Source organism: Bradyrhizobium sp. BWC-3-1, assembly GCF_032917965.1.
In the GTDB taxonomy this organism is placed as follows: Bacteria; Pseudomonadota; Alphaproteobacteria; order Rhizobiales; family Xanthobacteraceae; genus Bradyrhizobium; species Bradyrhizobium canariense_D.
This window is the reverse complement of record NZ_CP136625.1, coordinates 4,300,807-4,319,225: the sequence shown is the minus strand read 5'-3', so window position 1 is coordinate 4,319,225 and position 18,419 is coordinate 4,300,807. Positions and strand designations below refer to the sequence as shown.

16 protein-coding genes and 2 tRNA genes are annotated in these 18,419 nt (G+C 65.2%); 12 read left to right on the top strand and 6 right to left on the bottom strand.

Annotated elements, in window-relative coordinates; translation table 11 throughout:
- Positions 1–49 precede the first annotated feature (49 nt).
- A complete protein-coding gene (locus RX329_RS20950; protein ID WP_317246365.1) occupies positions 50–565 on the bottom strand; it encodes a MarR family winged helix-turn-helix transcriptional regulator in 516 nt (171 codons plus the stop codon).
- Between the two features lie 180 nt (positions 566–745).
- Here RX329_RS20950 and RX329_RS20945 point away from each other — a divergent pair, with 180 nt between their 5' ends.
- The 6 genes from RX329_RS20945 (at position 746) to pepT (ending at position 5,732) form a co-directional block, all read left to right on the top strand.
- Positions 746–1,933 (top strand): aromatic ring-hydroxylating dioxygenase subunit alpha, encoded by a 1,188-nt coding sequence (locus RX329_RS20945; RefSeq protein WP_317246364.1) that lies wholly within the window; start codon positions 746–748, stop codon positions 1,931–1,933.
- A 60-nt stretch (positions 1,934–1,993) separates the two neighbouring features.
- Positions 1,994–3,289 carry a spinster family MFS transporter gene (locus tag RX329_RS20940; RefSeq protein ID WP_026232876.1) on the top strand — a complete coding sequence of 432 codons (1,296 nt, stop codon included), beginning with the start codon at positions 1,994–1,996 and terminating at the stop codon, positions 3,287–3,289.
- Positions 3,290–3,430: 141 nt separating this feature from the next.
- On the top strand, positions 3,431–3,634 hold the full coding sequence (locus RX329_RS20935) for a hypothetical protein (RefSeq protein ID WP_026232877.1): 204 nt from the start codon (positions 3,431–3,433) through the stop codon (positions 3,632–3,634).
- A 160-nt stretch (positions 3,635–3,794) separates the two neighbouring features.
- A tRNA-Asp gene (locus tag RX329_RS20930) sits at positions 3,795–3,871 on the top strand.
- Positions 3,872–4,064: 193 nt separating this feature from the next.
- Positions 4,065–4,379, top strand: coding sequence for an HU family DNA-binding protein (locus RX329_RS20925; RefSeq protein ID WP_018455099.1), 315 nt, complete (start codon positions 4,065–4,067; stop codon positions 4,377–4,379).
- A 102-nt stretch (positions 4,380–4,481) separates the two neighbouring features.
- The gene (pepT, locus tag RX329_RS20920; RefSeq protein ID WP_085394848.1) at positions 4,482–5,732 is read left to right on the top strand and encodes a peptidase T; all 1,251 of its coding nucleotides are present in this window, start codon (positions 4,482–4,484) and stop codon (positions 5,730–5,732) included.
- A 55-nt stretch (positions 5,733–5,787) separates the two neighbouring features.
- Here the strand turns inward: pepT and RX329_RS20915 are convergent, their stop codons facing one another.
- Positions 5,788–6,681, bottom strand: a complete 894-nt coding sequence (locus RX329_RS20915) for a hypothetical protein (protein WP_085394849.1) — start codon at positions 6,679–6,681, stop codon at positions 5,788–5,790.
- A 262-nt stretch (positions 6,682–6,943) separates the two neighbouring features.
- Between RX329_RS20915 and RX329_RS20910 the strand changes: the two genes are divergently transcribed.
- The 6 genes from RX329_RS20910 (at position 6,944) to RX329_RS20885 (ending at position 14,234) form a co-directional block, all read left to right on the top strand.
- The gene (locus RX329_RS20910; protein ID WP_245329466.1) at positions 6,944–7,243 is read left to right on the top strand and encodes a hypothetical protein; all 300 of its coding nucleotides are present in this window, start codon (positions 6,944–6,946) and stop codon (positions 7,241–7,243) included.
- A 135-nt stretch (positions 7,244–7,378) separates the two neighbouring features.
- Positions 7,379–7,741, top strand: a complete 363-nt coding sequence (locus RX329_RS20905) for a hypothetical protein (protein ID WP_085394850.1) — start codon at positions 7,379–7,381, stop codon at positions 7,739–7,741.
- 56 nt (positions 7,742–7,797) lie between these two features.
- Complete coding sequence (ihpA, locus tag RX329_RS20900) at positions 7,798–9,072, top strand: divalent metal ion exporter subunit IhpA (RefSeq protein ID WP_085353357.1); 1,275 nt, start codon at positions 7,798–7,800, stop codon at positions 9,070–9,072.
- Complete coding sequence (ihpB, locus tag RX329_RS20895) at positions 9,069–10,058, top strand: divalent metal ion exporter adaptor subunit IhpB (protein ID WP_085353359.1); 990 nt, start codon at positions 9,069–9,071, stop codon at positions 10,056–10,058. Before ihpA ends, ihpB begins: the two co-directional genes overlap by 4 nt.
- Positions 10,051–13,269, top strand: coding sequence for an efflux RND transporter permease subunit (locus RX329_RS20890; RefSeq protein WP_085394851.1), 3,219 nt, complete (start codon positions 10,051–10,053; stop codon positions 13,267–13,269). Before ihpB ends, RX329_RS20890 begins: the two co-directional genes overlap by 8 nt.
- Before the next feature lie 2 nt (positions 13,270–13,271).
- Complete coding sequence (locus tag RX329_RS20885) at positions 13,272–14,234, top strand: cation diffusion facilitator family transporter (protein WP_162496492.1); 963 nt, start codon at positions 13,272–13,274, stop codon at positions 14,232–14,234.
- Between the two features lie 127 nt (positions 14,235–14,361).
- Here RX329_RS20885 and RX329_RS20880 read toward each other — a convergent pair whose 3' ends face one another.
- The 4 genes from RX329_RS20880 to lon all read right to left on the bottom strand — a co-directional run bounded on the left by RX329_RS20880 (position 14,362) and on the right by lon (position 18,406).
- Positions 14,362–15,222: a class I SAM-dependent methyltransferase gene (locus RX329_RS20880; protein WP_085384772.1), complete on the bottom strand. Its 861-nt coding sequence runs from the start codon at positions 15,220–15,222 to the stop codon at positions 14,362–14,364.
- A gap of 128 nt (positions 15,223–15,350) precedes the next feature.
- Positions 15,351–15,427, bottom strand: a tRNA-Val gene (locus RX329_RS20875).
- Between the two features lie 63 nt (positions 15,428–15,490).
- Positions 15,491–15,895, bottom strand: coding sequence for a GFA family protein (locus tag RX329_RS20870; RefSeq protein WP_018455108.1), 405 nt, complete (start codon positions 15,893–15,895; stop codon positions 15,491–15,493).
- Between the two features lie 87 nt (positions 15,896–15,982).
- Positions 15,983–18,406 carry an endopeptidase La gene (gene lon / locus RX329_RS20865; protein WP_018455109.1) on the bottom strand — a complete coding sequence of 808 codons (2,424 nt, stop codon included), beginning with the start codon at positions 18,404–18,406 and terminating at the stop codon, positions 15,983–15,985.
- Positions 18,407–18,419 lie beyond the last annotated feature (13 nt).

Sequence of the window (18,419 nt, the reverse complement as noted above, 5' to 3'; positions counted from 1 at the left end):
TGGAAAGGGTCTTGGAAGCGATCCAACATGTTCCCGGATCGCCGAAACGTCAGCGCGAAATCTTCTCGCTCTCGAGCATCTCGGCGGCGATTGCCGTCAATTGATCGACCTGCTGCAGCAGCGTCTCGAACTCGGCTTCGCTCAAATGTTCGCGCAAACGCCGATTGCGCTCCTGCGCACCGGCGACGATCGCATCATGCGCCGCGAGGCCCGTTGCGGTCAGCGAGACCAGCACCTCGCGGCTGTCCTTCGGGTTCGCCGATTTCGCGATCAGCTTGCGCGACACGAGTTCCGCAAGCGCGCGGCTGATCTGCCCCTTGTCCTGGCCGACGGCTTCCGCGAGCCGCGCCACGCTCATCGGCGGCCGCCGGCCAAGCGAGGCGACCAGGCCGAACTCGACCGATGACAATCCGGCGAGACGCTTGTAGCGCAGGAGGGCGCCGCGCTTGAGCAAATTGGCCAGCACCATCAGCCGCGACGACAGCATGACGGTGATCGGCGCCAGCGACTGACTTTCGTCCGCATCGGACGATGTGCGCCCGTCCCTGCCTGATGTCTGGCTCATGGTCCACCTCTGCCAAGAAAGCCGCGGCGTGCCAAGTCTTGGTAGCGCGACCTCCCCAGCCTGATCCGAATGCGATCAAGAGGCATTTGGAAATCGTTGACATTGTCATCGATCTAATCTTCACTTGGTACAAGGCATCAAAAAAGCCCGGCCGGTACGGCCGACTGCGGGAGGACCAGCATGACCATCACCCAGCGGGATCGCGATCTCGGCACGGCCTATGCGATGAAGCCCGCGCACACCCGCACCGAGCTCACGTCGGTCATGCGCGGCACGCCGATGGGCGAACTGCTCCGCCGCTACTGGCATCCGGTCGGGCTCATCAGAGACGCAACCGACACTCCGAAGAAGGTCCGCGCGCTCGGCGAGGATCTAGTGCTGTTCCGCGACAAGCACGGCCGCGCCGGCCTGCTGCACGCCCGCTGCTGCCACCGCGGCACCACGCTCTATTATGGCAAGGTCGAGGAGGACGGCATCCGCTGCTGCTATCACGGCTGGAAGTTCGACACCGAGGGCCATTGCCTGGAGCAGCCCTGCGAGCCCGATGGCGGCCAGTTCAAGGACAAGGTGCGCCAGCCCTGGTATCCGGTCGAGGAGCGCTACGGGCTGATCTTCGCCTATATGGGCCCGGCCGAGAAACGCCCGGTGCTGCCGGCCTATGAGTGCTTGGAGACCATGGACGGCGAGTTCGTCGACGCCGACGATTCCTCGATCGGCGGCGGTGGTCCCGCGATCATCCCCTGCAACTGGCTCCAGCATTTCGAGAACGTGGTCGATCCCTACCACGTGCCGGTGCTGCACGGCTCGTTCTCGGGTCCGCAATTCACCAACATGATGGCATCGATGCCGGAGGTGACGTTCGACAAGACGCCGCGCGGGATCGCCGTGCGCTCGATCCGCAAGCAGGATGACGGCAAGGTGTTTTACCGCGTCACCGAGGCGGCGCTCCCCACCTTGCGCGTCGTGCCAAACCCGCGCGTGGCGCAATTCGCCCGCGTCGAGTCGATCGGCTGGACGCTGCCGATCGACGACACCTCGTTCCGCATCTACGTCGCCGGCCGCGTCAAGAACGCCGGCGACATCGGTCGCATGCGCTCGAAATTCAACGGCAAATTCTGGTGGGACATGACCGAGGAAGAACATCAGCGATTTCCGGGCGATTACGAAGCCCAGGTCGGCCAAGGACCGCAGACCATCCATTCCGAGGAGCATTTCGGCCAGAGCGACCGCGGCATCCTCATGATCCGACGCATGCTGAGCGACCAGCTCGAGGCGATGGAAGCAGGCCGCGATCCGATCGGAATCTCGTTCGATGCAAGCGCGCCTCCCGTCGAATTCGAAGCGGGGAATTACATCCGCGAAGGCTGACCTGCCAGCCCCAATCAGGGCTGGACCGACAACGATAACAAAGACTAATTGGGGGAAGCGATGGTCGATGTGACGTCACAAATGTCGGTGCAAACGGCCGCGACGGCAAAACCCTCGGCGCGGCGCTATTACGTGCTAGGCCTGCTTACGATCATCTACGCGCTGAACTTCCTCGACCGCACGATCTTCAACGTGCTGATCGAGCCGATCAAGAAGGAGTTTCAGCTCAGCGATACCATGATGGGCCTGCTCGCGGGCTTCGGCTTCGCGCTGTTCTACTCCCTGCTCGGCATCCCCATCGCGCGCGTCGCCGACCGGCTCAACCGGCGCAACATCGTCGCCGCCGCCTTCGCGTTCTGGAGCGCGATGACGGCGTTGTGCGGCGCCGCTTCGAGCGTCACCTCGTTGGCGCTGGCGAGGATCGGCGTCGGCATCGGCGAATCCGCAGGCTCGCCCGCCTCGCAATCGATCGTGGCCGACCTCTTCGCCAAGAACGAGCGTCCGCGCGCGCTCGGCATCTACGCCGTCGGCACCTATCTCGGCGTATTCCTCGGCTATTTCGTGGGCGGGTACGTCAACCAGCACTATGGCTGGCGGATGGCGTTCTACGTTGCGGGCCTGCCCGGCATCCTGCTTGCTGTTGTCCTGTGGCTGACGATCTCCGAGCCGAAGCGCGGCGCCATGCAGGAGAATTTCGTGCCCGAGCCGCTCGGGCCGACGCTGCGCTTCCTGGCCTCGCAGCGAAGCTTCATCATCGTGCTGATCGGCTTCTGTCTCACCACTTACACGAACTATGCGACCGCGGCGTGGATCCCGCCGTTCCTGGCGCGTGTGCACCATCTGTCGAGCGCGGAGATCGGCACCTATGCCGGCACCTTCAAGGGTCTCGCCGGCATGGCCGGCACCCTGCTCGGCGGCTTCGTGGTGGCGCAGATCAGCCGCCGCGACGACCGCTGGAAGCTGTGGGCGCCCGCCATCACCTCGGGCCTTGCCGGCCCGGTGTTCGCGCTGTGCATGCTGACGCAGGACTTTGCGCTGATGGTGGCCACGCTGGCGCTGACCTCGTTCCTGGTCGGCTTCCATCTCGGACCGATCTTCGCGATCGCGCAGACGGTCGCCAAGCCGAGCATGCGGGCGCTGGCCTCCGCCCTGATCGCGCTCACTGCCACCTGCTTCGGCCAGGGCCTCGGCCCGCTCGCCGTGGGCGTGGTCAACGATGCCCTGAAGGGCGCTTACGGCGCCGACGCGGTGCGCTATTCCCTGCTCTCGGCGGCGGTCACGACCACGCTGGGGGCACTCCTGTTCGTCTGGGCGGCGCGCTCGATCCGGGACGATATCGGCCGGGCGGCCGCCTGACGCCGGTACAGGCCGCAAGCCCGGCGAAACCAACCGGGCGCATTAATGAAACCATTTTGCGGAACCCGCGAAACCATCCGGAAACAGACGGTCTTTACAAGACGAGCCATAGACGGCGGCAAAGCCCGTCGGGAGGCTCAGATGAACCACTCTATCCACTCTGCTGATCGTGCGACCCACCTGAAGATCGTGGTGGTGGCGCTGGTGGCCGGAATTACAGTGGCCGGCTTCGGGATCGCAGCCCGCACAAATGCCGATTACAGCCAGACCGCCCAGTCCGCCCATGTGATCAAGGCCGGCAAGCCGGTCGTGGTAACCAGCGCCGGGACGTCGGAGATCCGCTGACACCGCCCCGCTCCGGGCTGACAGAGGCCGCCGCATGGCGGCCTTTTTCGTTTTCCAGAGCAATGCTTAGCCGGGATGTGCCGACGAAGCGCAACATCCTTGACTTCACCCAGCCCCGCCTTTAAGTCCCCCCTCGTTCCGCGCGCTGTCAGCGAACCACGCGGGAGTAGCTCAGTTGGTTAGAGCGCCGGCCTGTCACGCCGGAGGTCGCGGGTTCGAGCCCCGTCTCTCGCGCCATTTTGGCAATTCCTTCATAGCCTTAGAACAAACTTCTACACGCCTTTCGCTGCTGTGACGGCGATCGCCGGCATCCGTCGAGAACTTGCGCCATAGTCAGCCGAAGCCCGAATCGTCTAGGCCTTGCAGGACTTGGAGGGATCCCCACCCTTTACCGCCTTTTCCGGGGCCCCTGTGATTGAGGAGGCCAGATATGGCTAAGAAGGATTCCACGAAGAAGCCTGCCGCGCCCGCCACCATCACGCTCAAGCACCTCGCCGCCGACATTGCGGAGAGCCAGGACCTGTCGAAGAAGCGCGCCGAGGCCGTTCTGACCGACATGGTCGAACTCATCACCAAGCACCTGAAGAAGGGCGACCGCGTCCGCATCGTCGGCCTTGGCATCCTTCAGGTCCGCAAGCGCGCCGCCCGCACCGGCCGCAATCCCGCCACGGGCGAGCCGATCCACATCAAAGCCACCAAGAAGGTCGCCTTCCGCCCCGTCAAGGAACTAAAAGAGGCGATCTGACCACTCACGTTTCGTTAAGCTTGATCAGCCTCCTCCGGCCTCACCGCACCCTGCTTTTCTGGTATACCGCCTCTCTCCCCTGACCCGGCGGTTTGACCAGAAATGTCCTCCCTCACCTTTTCGCATACCGTGACCGAGCGCTTCCTGCGCTACGTCACCATCGACACCCAATCCGATCCGGAATCCCCGGCCTCGCCATCGACCGAGAAACAGAAAGATCTCGGCCGTGTGCTCGCCGCCGAGCTCAGGGAGATGGGCGTCGAGGACGCTCATCTCGATGATTACGGCTACGTCTATGGAACGATCCCGGCGAACACGACCAAGAAGGTGCCCGTGATCTGCTTCTGCTCGCACATGGACACTTCGCCCGACGTCACCGGCAACGACGTCAAGCCGCAGATGGTGAAGAACTATCGCGGCGGCGACATCACGCTGCCGGGCGATACCAGCCAGGTGATCCGCTTCGCCGAGCATCCGGCGCTGAAGAACCAGATCGGCAGCGACATCATCACCACCGACGGCACCACGCTGCTCGGTGCCGACAACAAGGCCGGCGTGGCTGAGATCATGGATGCCGCGCATTTCTTCATCAACAACCCGCAAGTGAAGCACGGCACCATCAAGATCCTGTTCACGCCGGACGAGGAGATCGGCCGCGGCGTCGACAATGTCGACATCAAGAAGCTCGGCGCTGATTTCGGCTACACCATGGACGGCGAGAGCGCGGGTAGCGTCGAGGACGAGACCTTCTCGGCGGACGGCGCCACCATCACCATCAACGGCGTCAGCGCCCATCCCGGCTATGCCAAGGGCAAGATGGAGCACGCCATCAAGATCGCCGCCGCCATCGTCGAGCGCCTGCCCCGGGAAGGCTGCTCGCCCGAGACGACATCAGGCAAGCAGGGTTTTCTGCATCCGATCGGGATCGAGGGTGCGCTGGAGCAGGCTACGCTCTCCTTCATTGTGCGCGACTTCACCGAGGAAGGGCTGAAGGAGAAGGAGATCCTGCTCGAGAACATCGTCAAGGACGTGATGAAGGATTTTCCGCGCTCGACTTACACATTCGAGGTGCGGGAGCAGTACCGCAACATGAAGCAGGTGATCGATCGCCACCCGCACATTCTTGAATACGCCATCGAAGCGATCCGCCGCGCCGGCCTGCGCCCGATGCGCACCGCGATCCGCGGCGGCACCGACGGCTCCCGCCTGTCCTTCATGGGACTGCCCTGCCCCAACATCTTCGCCGGCGAGCACGCATTTCACTCCCGGCTCGAATGGGTCAGCCGGCAGGACATGGAGAAGGCGGTGCAGACGATCGTCCATCTCGCTATGATCTGGGAGGAGAAGGCTTAGGCCTCTCGTCAAAAGGCAATATGGCCGGGATCGCTCCCGGCCATCGTCCTGCACGTTACGGCACCCGCATCGCACGCGGAGAGCGATGGAAGCGGTTGGAGCTCGCCATCCAGTTCGGGAGCGGCGCGCCGTCGCGATGCCGGCCACCGGCAACAGCCGCAGCCCAGGCCACCGCAGCGCCGATCAGGGTTGCTGCCGCAACGGAGAAGGCGACGATGATGGAGTTACGCCGCCCCCGATTGATGGCCGTCCTTGAATCCGCGATCAGCGTGTCGACCCGTCGCTCCGAGTCGGGTGCTGCAAGTCCCGTCAACGCGGCCACCTGCTGCACGAGGTAGGCCCGGTCATCGGTGCTGACGCCGCTGTGGCTCGACGACGTCATCAGGATGCGTCCCGCTTCGGCACGAGGTTCCCTGAGGTCGGTGTTGGGGGGCCGCCGCGCTGCGCGAAACAGCTTATCCAGCTCGTAGCTCAACAGAGGCTCGGCGGCGGAGGTACTGCTCGCCGAACTGCGCATCGGCGAGCGGTCAATCGCAGCTGCGCCGAGCATCGCGAGCAGAGCGGCACCAAGCAGCACGGCGAGCGCCCAGGACATCAGGCCATGCAGCCCGTCCCGCCGTTCGCCCTCGTCTTCGATCGTTGTGACCGCCGGGGCTGGTCGCGTCGTCCGGCCGGCGATATAGCCGCCGAAGCCGAAGCTGATAATCGCCTGGATGATCAGATACAGCCCCGACAGCAAAGCCAGCGCCGCCGATGCATCGCGCCATGTCGGCGAGGCTGAACTGACGCCCAGGCCGACGGCGACTCCAAAGCCGACCAGGATGAACGACATTGCTCCGGCAGCCAAAGCGCCTGCGATCACCGAGCTCCACTGGATGATGCGCCTTTCATCGGCAGCGACGCCGCCGCCTTCCACGATGTCTTCCCGTATGAGAGTTTCCATGGTCATCGCCGCTCTCTCAGCGCAAGCCGAAGAACGACAAGATCGCCATGACCACCACGATCAAGCCGATGAGATAAATCAATCCGTCCATGGTCCGTCCTCCTCAATTTCTCCTCGTCGCTAATCACAATGAACAAGGAACGTTCCAAATTGGACCGAGCCCGCGGGAACGAACCCGCGCGATGCGGATTATCTGTCCAAGTCCCAAGGATGAAGTTTGTGAGCACGAAAGCCTCAGCCGGTAAGTCCCGGCTGGGGCTTTCTTTTTGTGCGCCGGTTCCTGTCCTATGTTAACGACGCCGGCTCTCGGATCATCAAGGATGCGCTCGGGGCGGGAACTCCGGATCGGGAGAGCCGCGTGGATCGCAGAACCGCGTGCCTTCATCAGGCAGATGCATTCCGGGAAAAGGCGATCGCCGATCCCGAGCACCACGACCAGTGGATCGATGAAGCCATCAAATGGCTGGAACGGGCCATGGAAGCGGGCTGCCGCGCCGTCGTCACGGTCGAAGGCGGCGATATGCCGAACGTGGCACGCGGAGCGGCAGCCGATGCTCGGCTGAGCTAGATCACACACCAATGAGAAGAGCTGCCGTCTTCGCGAGCGCTGCGGCAATTGTTCCCGGAACGTAACAATGTTGCGGGTCGACACTGTTCCCAACGCCATGCTAGGCCGGGCGCAGACCGCAACCAGAGTGACGTCGTGCTCGCGAACCGCCAGCCCTCAGGATCATGCCGGCCGCGCAACTGGCGCGGGCTGCTGTCTGTGCTGATCGCGGTCGTCTACCTGCTCGCGGGAGCGCTGCATGGCCTGCACGACATCGACGTCACCACGCCCGGTGGCAGCTCGGAGATCAGCGCGGTGCTTGACGGCTCGGCGGATCACAACGACCACAAGGCCATCGGCGGGCATCATTGCCATGGCTGCTTCTCGGTGACGGTGGCGCAGCCGACGCCACCGGCCGGATCGATCGGGCTCGTGTCCGCATCGCGCCCGCAACGCGCACCCCGGCTCGCCGGCATTGTTCCCGACACCGACTCCCCGCCTCCCAAACATATGGCCTGAACGGATTGGTCGGGCGCCACGAGCGTCCATTCGGTTCATCCTCACAGGTCGGTTTCATGTTTTTCAGGGGAATGGCCGCGCGCCTGGCGTGCGCGGCAGCGTGTCTGATTGCCGGATCGGCGCTTGCGCCATCTCACGCCCAGACTCTGACGATGCGGAGCGCGCTTTCGCGCGCGCTAGCCGCGAGCCCGCGGCTGACCGCGGCGGAGCGCGATGTCGGCATCGCCACGGGCCAGCGCATCCAGGCAGGTGCGCTTCTCAATCCGGAACTGACCTACGAACAGGACAATTCGTTCGGGTCCGGCATCTATCGCGGCACACGATCGGCCGAGACCACGCTCCAGATCAGCCAGGCCTTCGAGCTGTTCGGCAAGCGCGACGCGCGGATTGCAGCTGGCGTCGCCGGCATCGAGGTCGCCGCGATCCAGCGCAAAGCCGTCAGGCTGGAGGTGCTGTCGGAGACCGCGATCGCCTTCCTCAGCGTGCTCGGCGCACAGCGGCGCATCCAGATCCTCGACGAGCAGATCACCGCCATCGACCGGCTGACGCCGCTTTTGCGCCGACGCGTCGAGGCCGGCGCCTCCTCGCCGGCCGAGACCGGCCGTGCGGAGGTGGCGTCCGCACTGGTGAAGGCCGACCGCGAGCGCTTCAAGGCGACGCTGGCCAGCGCCCGGCGCGAGCTTGCGGTCCTGATGGGCGACGCGGCACCGAAATTCGGCGAGGTCTCCGGCCGGCTCGACACCATGGGACGGCCCCCGACATTCCAGTCGGTCGTCGCCGCGATCGATGCCAATCCGCAGCTGGTGCGCTGGACCGCGATCTATGCCCAGCGCAACGCCGAGCTGTTGCTGGCGCGGCTGCGGCCCTATCCCGACGTGCGGATCGCCGCCGGCTGGCGCCATTTCAACGAGACCAACGACGACGCGGCGCGCCTCACCGTCTCGGTGCCGATCCCCGTGTTCGACCAGAACCAGGGCAATATCCTTTCGGCCCAGGAAAGCCTCGCCAAGACCAAGGCCGAGCGCGAGGCCAACCGCAACACGCTGATCGTGGTCGCCGGCCGCGCCTACGACTCGCTCCAGGGCTCGCTGCGCGAGCTCGCGGTGCTGCGCGAGAGCGCCATTCCCAAGGCCACCGAAGCCTCGGACGCCATCGCGCAAGGCTACGGCCAGGGCCGCTTCAGCCTGCTCGAAGTGCTCGATGCCCAGGCCAGCGTCACCCAGGCGCGGCTGCGCGAGCAGGAGGCGCTGCAGAATTTCCACGCGGGGGTGGCGACCATCGAAGGGCTCGTCGGCAATCCCTTTACGCTGGCGCGGGAGAGCGCACGATGAAGACGTCCTCCACCATCCTCGTCGCATTCGTTGCCGCCGCACTTGGCGTCGCACTTGGCGCTTACGGCTTTTCCCTGCTCGGCCCGGCCAGGGTCGAGCATGCCGAACACGCCGCGGACAAGAAGCCGGAGAAGCCGAACGACCATGTCGAGCAGGACGAGCACGGCGCCGACCGGATCCGCATCTCCGACGTCAAGCTCGCCGCCGCAGGCGTGACGCTGGCGGAAGCCGCGAGCGTCACGCTGACCGACACGCTCGCCTTCAACGGCATCCTGCGCGCCAACCAGGAAGCCGTGGTGCAGGTGACGCCGCGCTTTCCGGGCGTCGCCAAATCGATCCAGAAGCGCATCGGCGACGAGGTCGGCAAGGACGATCTGCTCGCCGCGATCGAGAGCAACCAGAGTCTCACCGTCTACGAGCTCAAGGCGCCGCTTGCCGGCACCGTCATCGAGCGGCAGATTTCGCTCGGCGAATACGCCTCCGAGCAGAAGCCGGCCTTCGTCGTCGCCGACCTCTCCACTATCTGGGTCGATCTGTCGATCTATCGCCAGGATCTGCGGCGCGTTCGTCTCAACGACGAGGTGCTGATCGATCCCGACGACGGCCGCGGCGAGATCAAGGGCACGATCGCCTACATGGCCCCGATCGGCTCGAGCGAGACCCAGACGGCGCTGGCGCGCGTGGTGCTGCCAAATCCGGACGGGCGCTTGCGTCCCGGCCTGTTTGTCACGGCACGGCTGATCCTCGCCGCCCGCAACGTCGCGGTCGCGGTGCGCAAAAGCGCGATCCAGACGCTGGAGAACAGGACTATCGTGTTCGTTCGTGAGGACGGCGACAAGATCGAGGCGCGCCCGGTGGAGCTTGGCGATTCCGACCCGCGCCATGTCGAGATCAAGGCCGGTCTATCGGCCGGCGAGCATTACGTCGCGGAAAACAGCTTCGTCGTGAAGGCGGAGATGGGCAAGGGCGAGGCCGAGCATGATTGAGCGTCTCATCGCGGTCTCGCTGCAGCAGCGCTGGCTGGTCCTGCTGCTCGCGCTCGGCGCCGTCGCTTTCGGAGCGTGGAATTTCCAACGCCTTCCGATCGACGCCGTGCCTGACATCACCAACGTCCAGGTCCAGATCAACACCCGCGCCCCCGGCTATTCGCCGCTGGAAACCGAGCAGCGCATCACCTTCCCGGTCGAGACCGCGATGGGCGGGCTGCCCAAGCTCGACTACACGCGCTCGCTGTCGCGCTACGGCCTGAGTCAGGTGACCGTCGTCTTCAAGGACGGCACCGACATCTATTTTGCCCGCCAGCTCGTCGGCGAACGGATCCAGCAGGTGAAGGACCAGCTTCCGGCCGGCGTCGAGGTCGCGATGGGACCGGTCTCGACCGGGCTCGGCGAAATCTTCATGTACACCGTCGAGGCCAAGGCGGGCGCGAAGACGCAAGGCGGCCACGACTATTCGCTGACCGACTTGCGGACCGTGCAGGACTGGATCATCAAGCCGCAGCTTCGCAACGTGCCGGGGGTGATCGAGGTCAACACCATCGGCGGCTTCGAGCGGCAATTCCATGTGCTCCCCGATCCCGGCAAGCTGATGGCCTACCGGCTCGGCTTTCGCGACGTCATGACGGCGCTCGCCGCCAACAATGCCGATGTCGGCGCCGGCTATATCGAGCGCAACGGCGAGCAATATCTGGTTCGCTCGCCGGGCCAGGTCGGCAATGTCGGCGAAATCAGGGACATCGTCATCGGCTCGCGCGGCGGCAATCCCGTCAGGATCAGGGATATCGCGACCGTCACCGAAGGCCGCGATTTGCGCACGGGAGCCGCAACGCGCGATGGCGAGGAAACCGTGCTCGGCACCGCCATGCTTTTGATCGGCGAGAACAGCCGCACCGTGGCGCGCCGTGTCGCGGCCCGGCTGGAGGATATCGCCAAATCGCTGCCCGACGGCGTCGTGACGCGGACCGTCTACGACCGCACCGATCTGGTCGAAGCCACCATCCGCACCGTCGAGAGCAATCTGCTGGAAGGCGCGGCCCTGGTCGTGGCCGTGCTGTTCCTGATCCTCGGCAACATCCGCGCCGCGCTGGTGGTGGCTTGCGTCATTCCGCTGTCCATGGCCATGACGGTCACCGGCATGGTCGAGGCCAAGGTCAGCGCGAACCTGATGAGCCTGGGTGCAATCGATTTCGGCATCATCGTCGACGGCGCCGTGATCATCGTCGAGAACTGCCTGCGCATGCTGGCCGAGGTCCAGCGCGAGAAAGGCGGCCTGCTCACGATCTCCGAACGGCTGCGCGCGATCCGGAGTGGGTCGAGCGAGGTGATCAAGCCGAGCCTGTTCGGAACGCTGATCATCGCAGTGGTCTACCTGCCGGTGCTGACGCTGACCGGCGTCGAGGGCAAGATGTTCACGCCGATGGCCCTGACGGTGCTGATGGCCCTGGGCGCCGCGGTGCTGTTCTCCATCACCTTCGTGCCGGCGGCGGTTGCCATCTTCGTCACCGGCAAGGTGTCCGAACACGAAAACCTGTTCATGCGGCTGGCGAAGCGCGCCTATCTCCCCGTGCTCCGGCTGGCGATCGACCATCGCCTCGGCGTCGCAATCATGGCCGCCATCATCGTGGTCGCAAGCTGCGTTGCCGCCGCGCGCATGGGCGGCGAGTTCATCCCGAGCCTGGACGAAGGCGACGTCGCGCTGGCCTCGATCCGGATTCCCGGCACCAGCCTGACCCAGTCGCTGGACCTGCAAAAGGCGCTGGAAAAGCGCGTCAAGCAGATTCCGGAGGTGAAGGAGTTCTTCACCCGCATCGGCACCGCCGAGATCGCAACCGACCCGATGTCGCCGGCACAGACCGACGGCTACATCATGCTGAAGCCGCGCGCCGGATGGCCCGACCCTGGCAGCTCCAAGGCCGAGGTGATCGAGGCCATCGCCCGTGCCGCTGACGACATCCCCGGCAGCGCCTATGAGATCTCCCAGCCGATCCAGTTCCGCGTCAACGAGTTGATCTCCGGCGTGCGAAGCGACGTCGGCGTCAAGATCTTCGGCGACGACCTCGAGATCCTGCAAGGCGCGGCAAAACAGGTCGAAGCCGCGATCCGCGGCATCCGCGGCGCCAGCGACGTCAAGATCGAGCAGGTCTCGGGCCTGCCGATCCTCACCGTCCGCCTCGACCGCCAGGCGCTCGCCCGGTATGGGCTCAGCATCAGCGAGGTGCAGGGCATCGTCGAGATCGCGGTCGGCGGCAAGTCGGCCGGCAAGCTGTTCGAGGGCGACCGCCGCTTCGACATCGTCGTGCGCCTGCCGGAACATCTGCGCGGCGATCTCGAGGTCATCCGGGCGATCCCGATCCCGCTGCCGCCGGGTGAGGAAGCAGCAATCGGCGCGCCAATCCGGACCGCATTGCCCGCCCCTCCCCTTGCCCAGATGCGCTATGTGCCGCTGTCGTCGGTCGCAACCGTCGAAGCGACGCCTGGCCCGAACCAGATCAGCCGCGAGAACGGCAAGCGGCGCATTGTGGTCACCGCCAATGTCCGCGCGCGCGATCTCGGCTCCTTCGTCACCGAGGCCGAGGCAGCCGTCGCGGAGAAGGTCAAGCTGCCGCCGGGCTACTGGATCGGCTGGGGCGGACAGTTCGAGCAATTGGTCTCCGCCACCAAGCGGCTGACGCTCGTGGTGCCGTTGGCGCTGCTGCTGGTCTTCCTGCTGCTGTTCATGGGCATGGGATCGGCGGCTGATGCGGCGCTCGTGTTCTCCGGCGTGCCGCTGGCACTGACCGGCGGCGTCATGGCGCTGCTGCTGCGCGGTATTCCGCTGTCCATCAGCGCCGGCGTCGGCTTCATCGCACTGTCGGGCGTCGCTGTCCTCAACGGGCTCGTCATCATCGCCTTCATCGAGCGGCTGCGCAGCGAGGGCCAACCCGTTACCGACGCGGTGCGCGAGGGCGCGCTGACACGCCTGCGTCCGGTGCTGATGACGGCGCTGGTCGCGTCCCTCGGCTTCGTGCCGATGGCTCTTGCCACCGGGGCCGGCGCCGAGGTGCAGCGGCCGCTTGCGACCGTGGTGATCGGCGGTATCATCTCCTCAACCGTGCTGACGCTGCTGGTGCTGCCGGCGCTCTACGTGCTGTTCCGCCGTGACGGGGCTGCCGAAACGCCTACAATGGCGCCTGATTTGGCAGCGTCCAGGGAGCGATAGAGGTGGGCAGCCACGACCATCACGGCCATCATCACGATGATCATAGCCACGGCCATGATCACGATCATGGTGGCCACGCCCATGCCCATGCGCCCGCCAGTTTCGGCAAGGCGTTCGCAATCGGCATCTCACTCAACACCGCGCTGGTCGCGGCGGAGGCCGTCTACGGCTATATCGGCAACTCCACGGCTCTGCTTGCGGATGCCGGCCATAATCTTAGCGACGTGCTCGGCCTGGTCGTGGCCTGGTGCGCGTCGATCGCGGCGCGGCGCGCGCCCAGCGGCCGCTTCACCTATGGCCTGCGCGCCTCCACCATCCTGGCGGCGCTGGCGAACGCGGTGTTCCTGCTGGTCGCAACCGGCGCGATCGGCTGGGAAGCGATTTTGCGCCTGCGGGAGCCGGAGCCGGTCGCCGGCATCACCGTGATGGTGGTCGCCGGCATCGGCATCCTCATCAACGGTTTTACCGCCATGTTGTTCGCGCGCGGTCGCAAGGACGACATCAACATCGAAGGCGCCTATCTGCACATGGCGGCCGACGCCGCGGTCTCGCTCGGCGTCGTCATCTCGGCGGCGCTGATCATCTGGACCGGCTGGCTCTGGCTCGATCCCGTCACCAGCCTCGTCATCTGCGCCACCATCCTCTGGAGCACCACCAGCCTGCTCCGTGGCTCCATCGACATGTCGATGGCGGCGGCGCCCAGGGGCACCGACATTGCCGCGATCAAGATCCTTCTGCTGGAGCGGCCCGGTGTCACTGCGATCCACGATCTCCACGTCTGGCCGATCTCGACCACCGAGACGGCGCTGACCTGCCACCTTGTCATGCCCACCGGCGCCGGCGATGCCTTCCTGATGGAGACGGCGCAGATGCTGAAGCGCTCCCACCGCATCGGCCACACCACGCTTCAGATCGAGACGCATCCGGACAATGGCTGCGCGCTGGCGCCGGATGACGTGGTGTGAGGTAGTTGCGTTGCTGCGTCCCCATCGTCATTGCGAGGAGCGAAGCGACGAAGCAATCCAGACTGCCTCCGCGGAGAACGGTCTGGATTGCTTTGCTGCGCTCGCAATGATGGGGACAGAGCGACGCCTACGCCGCCTTCGCCGTCACGATCCAGATCGCGCCCTGGAGCGCCACGCTCTGACCCTTCAGGAACGGCGCGAGCGTCTCGCGGATCGAGGCTTTTGCCGCGGCATAGGTCTCCGGCGGATGCCCTTGCAGCGCGCGGCTCGCCGGGCCGATCTGGAGCGAGCCTTCGACCGCGGCATCGAGCCCGCCGCCAATCGCGACGTCCATCGCGAGATTGTGCGGCTCCATCGCGACGTCGATGAAGCCCGCGCCTTTCAGGATGCGCGTCACGCGCTCTTCGGAGGCGAAGGCGAACGGGCCCGGCTCCTCCGGCCCGACCGGCGGCATCTTGGGAACGTGCTTGTAGACCGCCATAAGCGGCGCCATCATCCACGGATTTTCCTTCGGCTCGCGCCAGCAGGCAAACGCCAACCGTCCCGTCGGCTTCAGCGCGCGGCGGAGATTGGTGAAAGACGCGATGGGATCGGCGAAGAACATCACGCCGAACCGCGAGGCCAACAGGTCAAAGCTCGCCGGCTCGAACGGATGCACCGTCGCATCGGCCAGCACGAAATCGAGCGGCAGGCCTTTTGGCGCAAACGCGCGCGCCTGCGACAGCATCGGCTCGGAGACGTCGAGCCCGAGCGCAAAGCCATCAGGCGCGACAGCCTTCGCGAACGCGAACGTCGTCGCACCGGAGCCACAGCCGATGTCGAGGACGCGCTCGCCCGGCTTCGGCCTGGCGCGGGCGATCAGCACGTCGGCAATGGGTCCCAGCAGGCTCTCCTGCGCCGCATGGCGATCGGCCCAGCGCTGCCCGCTGGGGCCATTCCAGTAGGCGATCTGATCGGCGTTCTGCTCGTGTCCGCTTGGTTGTTGCATCAGGGCCTCTGTGGCTCGATATCGCCCGCCTGCGCCTATCGGCTTCGGCGCGGCAGCCTTCGTTCGCTTCGCGCCAATAACGTGTGAGGCTGGCTCGCCGAGCCGAAGCTCGCGAAGCGAGCAAAGGCTGGTGGGCGGTGAGAGATTCGAACTCCCGACCCTCTCGGTGTAAACGAGATGCTCTAACCAGCTGAGCTAACCGCCCCTCGCCGCTTCTTTATCCCTACCGGCCCCGAACGGGCAAGCGCGGAACGCCAATTCCAGGGCCTCAATCCTGTGGCCGGCCCGGCAGCAGCGGCACCGCGTCGATCCACACCGCCGCCGACTGGCACCAGATCTGCCTGACGGGCCGCAATTTGTCGCGCTGGCGGATGCTGCCCCAGCGGATGCCCCAATCGTCCTCCTGGTCGCCGTCGCCGCTCGTGAACAGCGGGGAACCGCAGTCGGCGCAAAAGTGCTGGAAGCGCATCCGGCCGTTGTCGCCGCGCTTGCCGTAGATCCTGGGCGTGCCGGCAGTCAGGCGGACTTCGGCGCCCGAACAGACGGCCGTCACCCGGAAGGGCGAGCCGGTCAGTGTCTGGCAATCGGTGCAGTGGCAGACCGACACCGTCTCCGGGTCGATCTCGGCTTCAAAGGTAATCTCGCCGCAATGGCATTGCCCGTCGATGTGCATTGTCGTCATCCGCTGCCCAAAACAAAATGCCCCACAAAAAAACGGCGCCCGAAGGCGCCGTTTTATCATCTTTTTCGAGCTGCGATCTCAGTGAGCGGTCAGGCCGCCGGCGGCTTCGTCGCCGTCCGGCTTCACCGTCACCTTGGTGTCCTCTTCCCAGACGATCGGCACTGGCTTCTTGACCAGCGCCTTGGCGACGACGTCGTCGAGGCGCGAGACCGGGATGATCTCCATGCCGCCCTTGATCGCATCGGAAATCTCCGTGAGATCCTTGGCGTTGTCCTCAGGAATCAGCACCGTCTTGATGCCGCCGCGGGCAGCAGCCAGCAGCTTCTCCTTCAGGCCGCCGATCGGCAGCACGCGGCCGCGCAGCGTGATTTCGCCGGTCATCGCGACATCGTGGCGGACCGGGATGCCGGTCATGACCGAGATGATCGCGGTGGCCATCGCCACGCCCGCCGACGGACCGTCCTTCGGCGTCGCGCCTTCCGGCACGTGCACGTGGATGTCGCGCCGGTCGAACAGCGGCGGCTCGATGCCGTAGACGATCGCGCGCGAGCGGACATAGGACGCCGCCGCCGAGATCGATTCCTTCATCACGTCACGCAGATTGCCCGTGACCGTCATCTTGCCCTTGCCGGGCATCATGACGCCTTCGATCGTCAGCAACTCGCCGCCGACATCGGTCCAGGCAAGGCCGGTGACGATGCCGACCTGCGGCTCGCTCTCGATCTCACCGTAGCGGTACTTCGGCACGCCCAGAAGCTCTTCGAGAGTCTTCTCGGTGATCTTGACCGACTTCTTCTTGGAGATCATCAGCTCCTTCACCGCCTTGCGGGCGAGTGTGGAGAGCTCACGCTCCAAATTGCGCACGCCCGCTTCGCGGGTGTAGCGGCGGATCAGAAGCAGCAGCGCGTCGTCGTCGATCGAGAACTCCTTGGAGTCCAGGCCGTGCTTGGACACCGCGGTCGGGATCAAGTGCTTGCGCGCGATCTCGACCTTCTCGTTCTCGGTGTAGCCCGCGATCCGGATGATCTCCATGCGGTCCATCAGTGGTCCCGGAATATTGAGCGTATTCGCGGTCGTGATGAACATCACGTTGGACAGATCGTAGTCGACCTCGAGATAGTGGTCGTTGAAGGTCGCGTTCTGCTCGGGGTCGAGGACCTCGAGCAGCGCCGAGGACGGATCGCCGCGGAAATCGGCGCCCATCTTGTCGATCTCGTCCAGCAGGAACAGCGGATTGGACGACTTCGCCTTCCGCATCGACTGGATGATCTTGCCGGGCATCGAGCCGATATAGGTGCGGCGGTGCCCGCGGATCTCGGCCTCGTCGCGCACGCCACCGAGCGAGACGCGCACGAATTCGCGCCCCGTCGCCTTCGCGATCGACTTGCCGAGCGAGGTCTTGCCGACGCCGGGAGGGCCGACGAGGCACAGGATCGGGCCCGTCAGCTTGTTGGCGCGCGACTGTACGGCGAGATACTCGACGATGCGGTCCTTGACCTTCTCCAGCCCGTAGTGATCCGCATCCAGAACCGCCTGCGCGGCTTCCAGATCCTTCTTCACCTTGGACTTCTTGTTCCACGGAATCGACAGCAGCCAATCCAGATAGTTGCGCACGACGGTCGCTTCCGCGGACATCGGCGACATCTGGCGCAGCTTCTTCAATTCATGCTGCGCCTTCTCGCGCGCTTCCTTGGAGAGCTTGGTCTTGGAGATCTTCTCTTCGAGATCGGCGAGCTCGTCGCGACCGTCGTCGTCGCCGAGCTCCTTCTGGATCGCCTTCATCTGCTCGTTGAGATAGTACTCGCGCTGGGTCTTCTCCATCTGGCGCTTGACGCGCGAGCGGATGCGCTTCTCGACCTGGAGCACCGAGATCTCGCTCTCCATCAGGCCCAGCACCTTCTCCAGGCGCTGCGTGACCGACAGCGTCTCCAGGATGCCCTGGCGATCCGCGATCTTGACGGCGAGATGCGAGGCGACGGTGTCGGCGAGCTTGGCAAAATCGGTGATCGCCTGCACGACGCCGACGACCTCGGCCGAGATCTTCTTGTTGAGCTTCACGTAGCTCTCGAAGTCGGACACGACGGAGCGCGCCATGGCCTCCGCCTCGACCGACTTCGCATCGGTATCGGCGAGCGCAATCGCGGTCGCTTCGTAATAGTCGGCGCGATCGGTGTACTTCTGCACGCGCGCCCGCTCGAGCCCTTCGACCAGCACCTTCACAGTGCCGTCGGGAAGCTTCAAGAGCTGGAGCACGCTGGCAAGCGTACCGGTCTCGTAAATGGAATCGGGTGCCGGATCATCGTCGGACGCGTTCTTCTGGGTCGCGAGCATGATCAGCGCGTCGTTCTTCATCACCTCTTCGAGCGCGCGGATCGACTTCTCGCGGCCGACGAAGAGCGGAACGATCATGTGCGGGAAGACGACGATGTCGCGCAGGGGCAGCACGGGATAGGCGTGCGTTTCGCCATGGACGATGGTTGGCCTGGGTTTTGGATTGGTCATGGCCTTTTCCTTT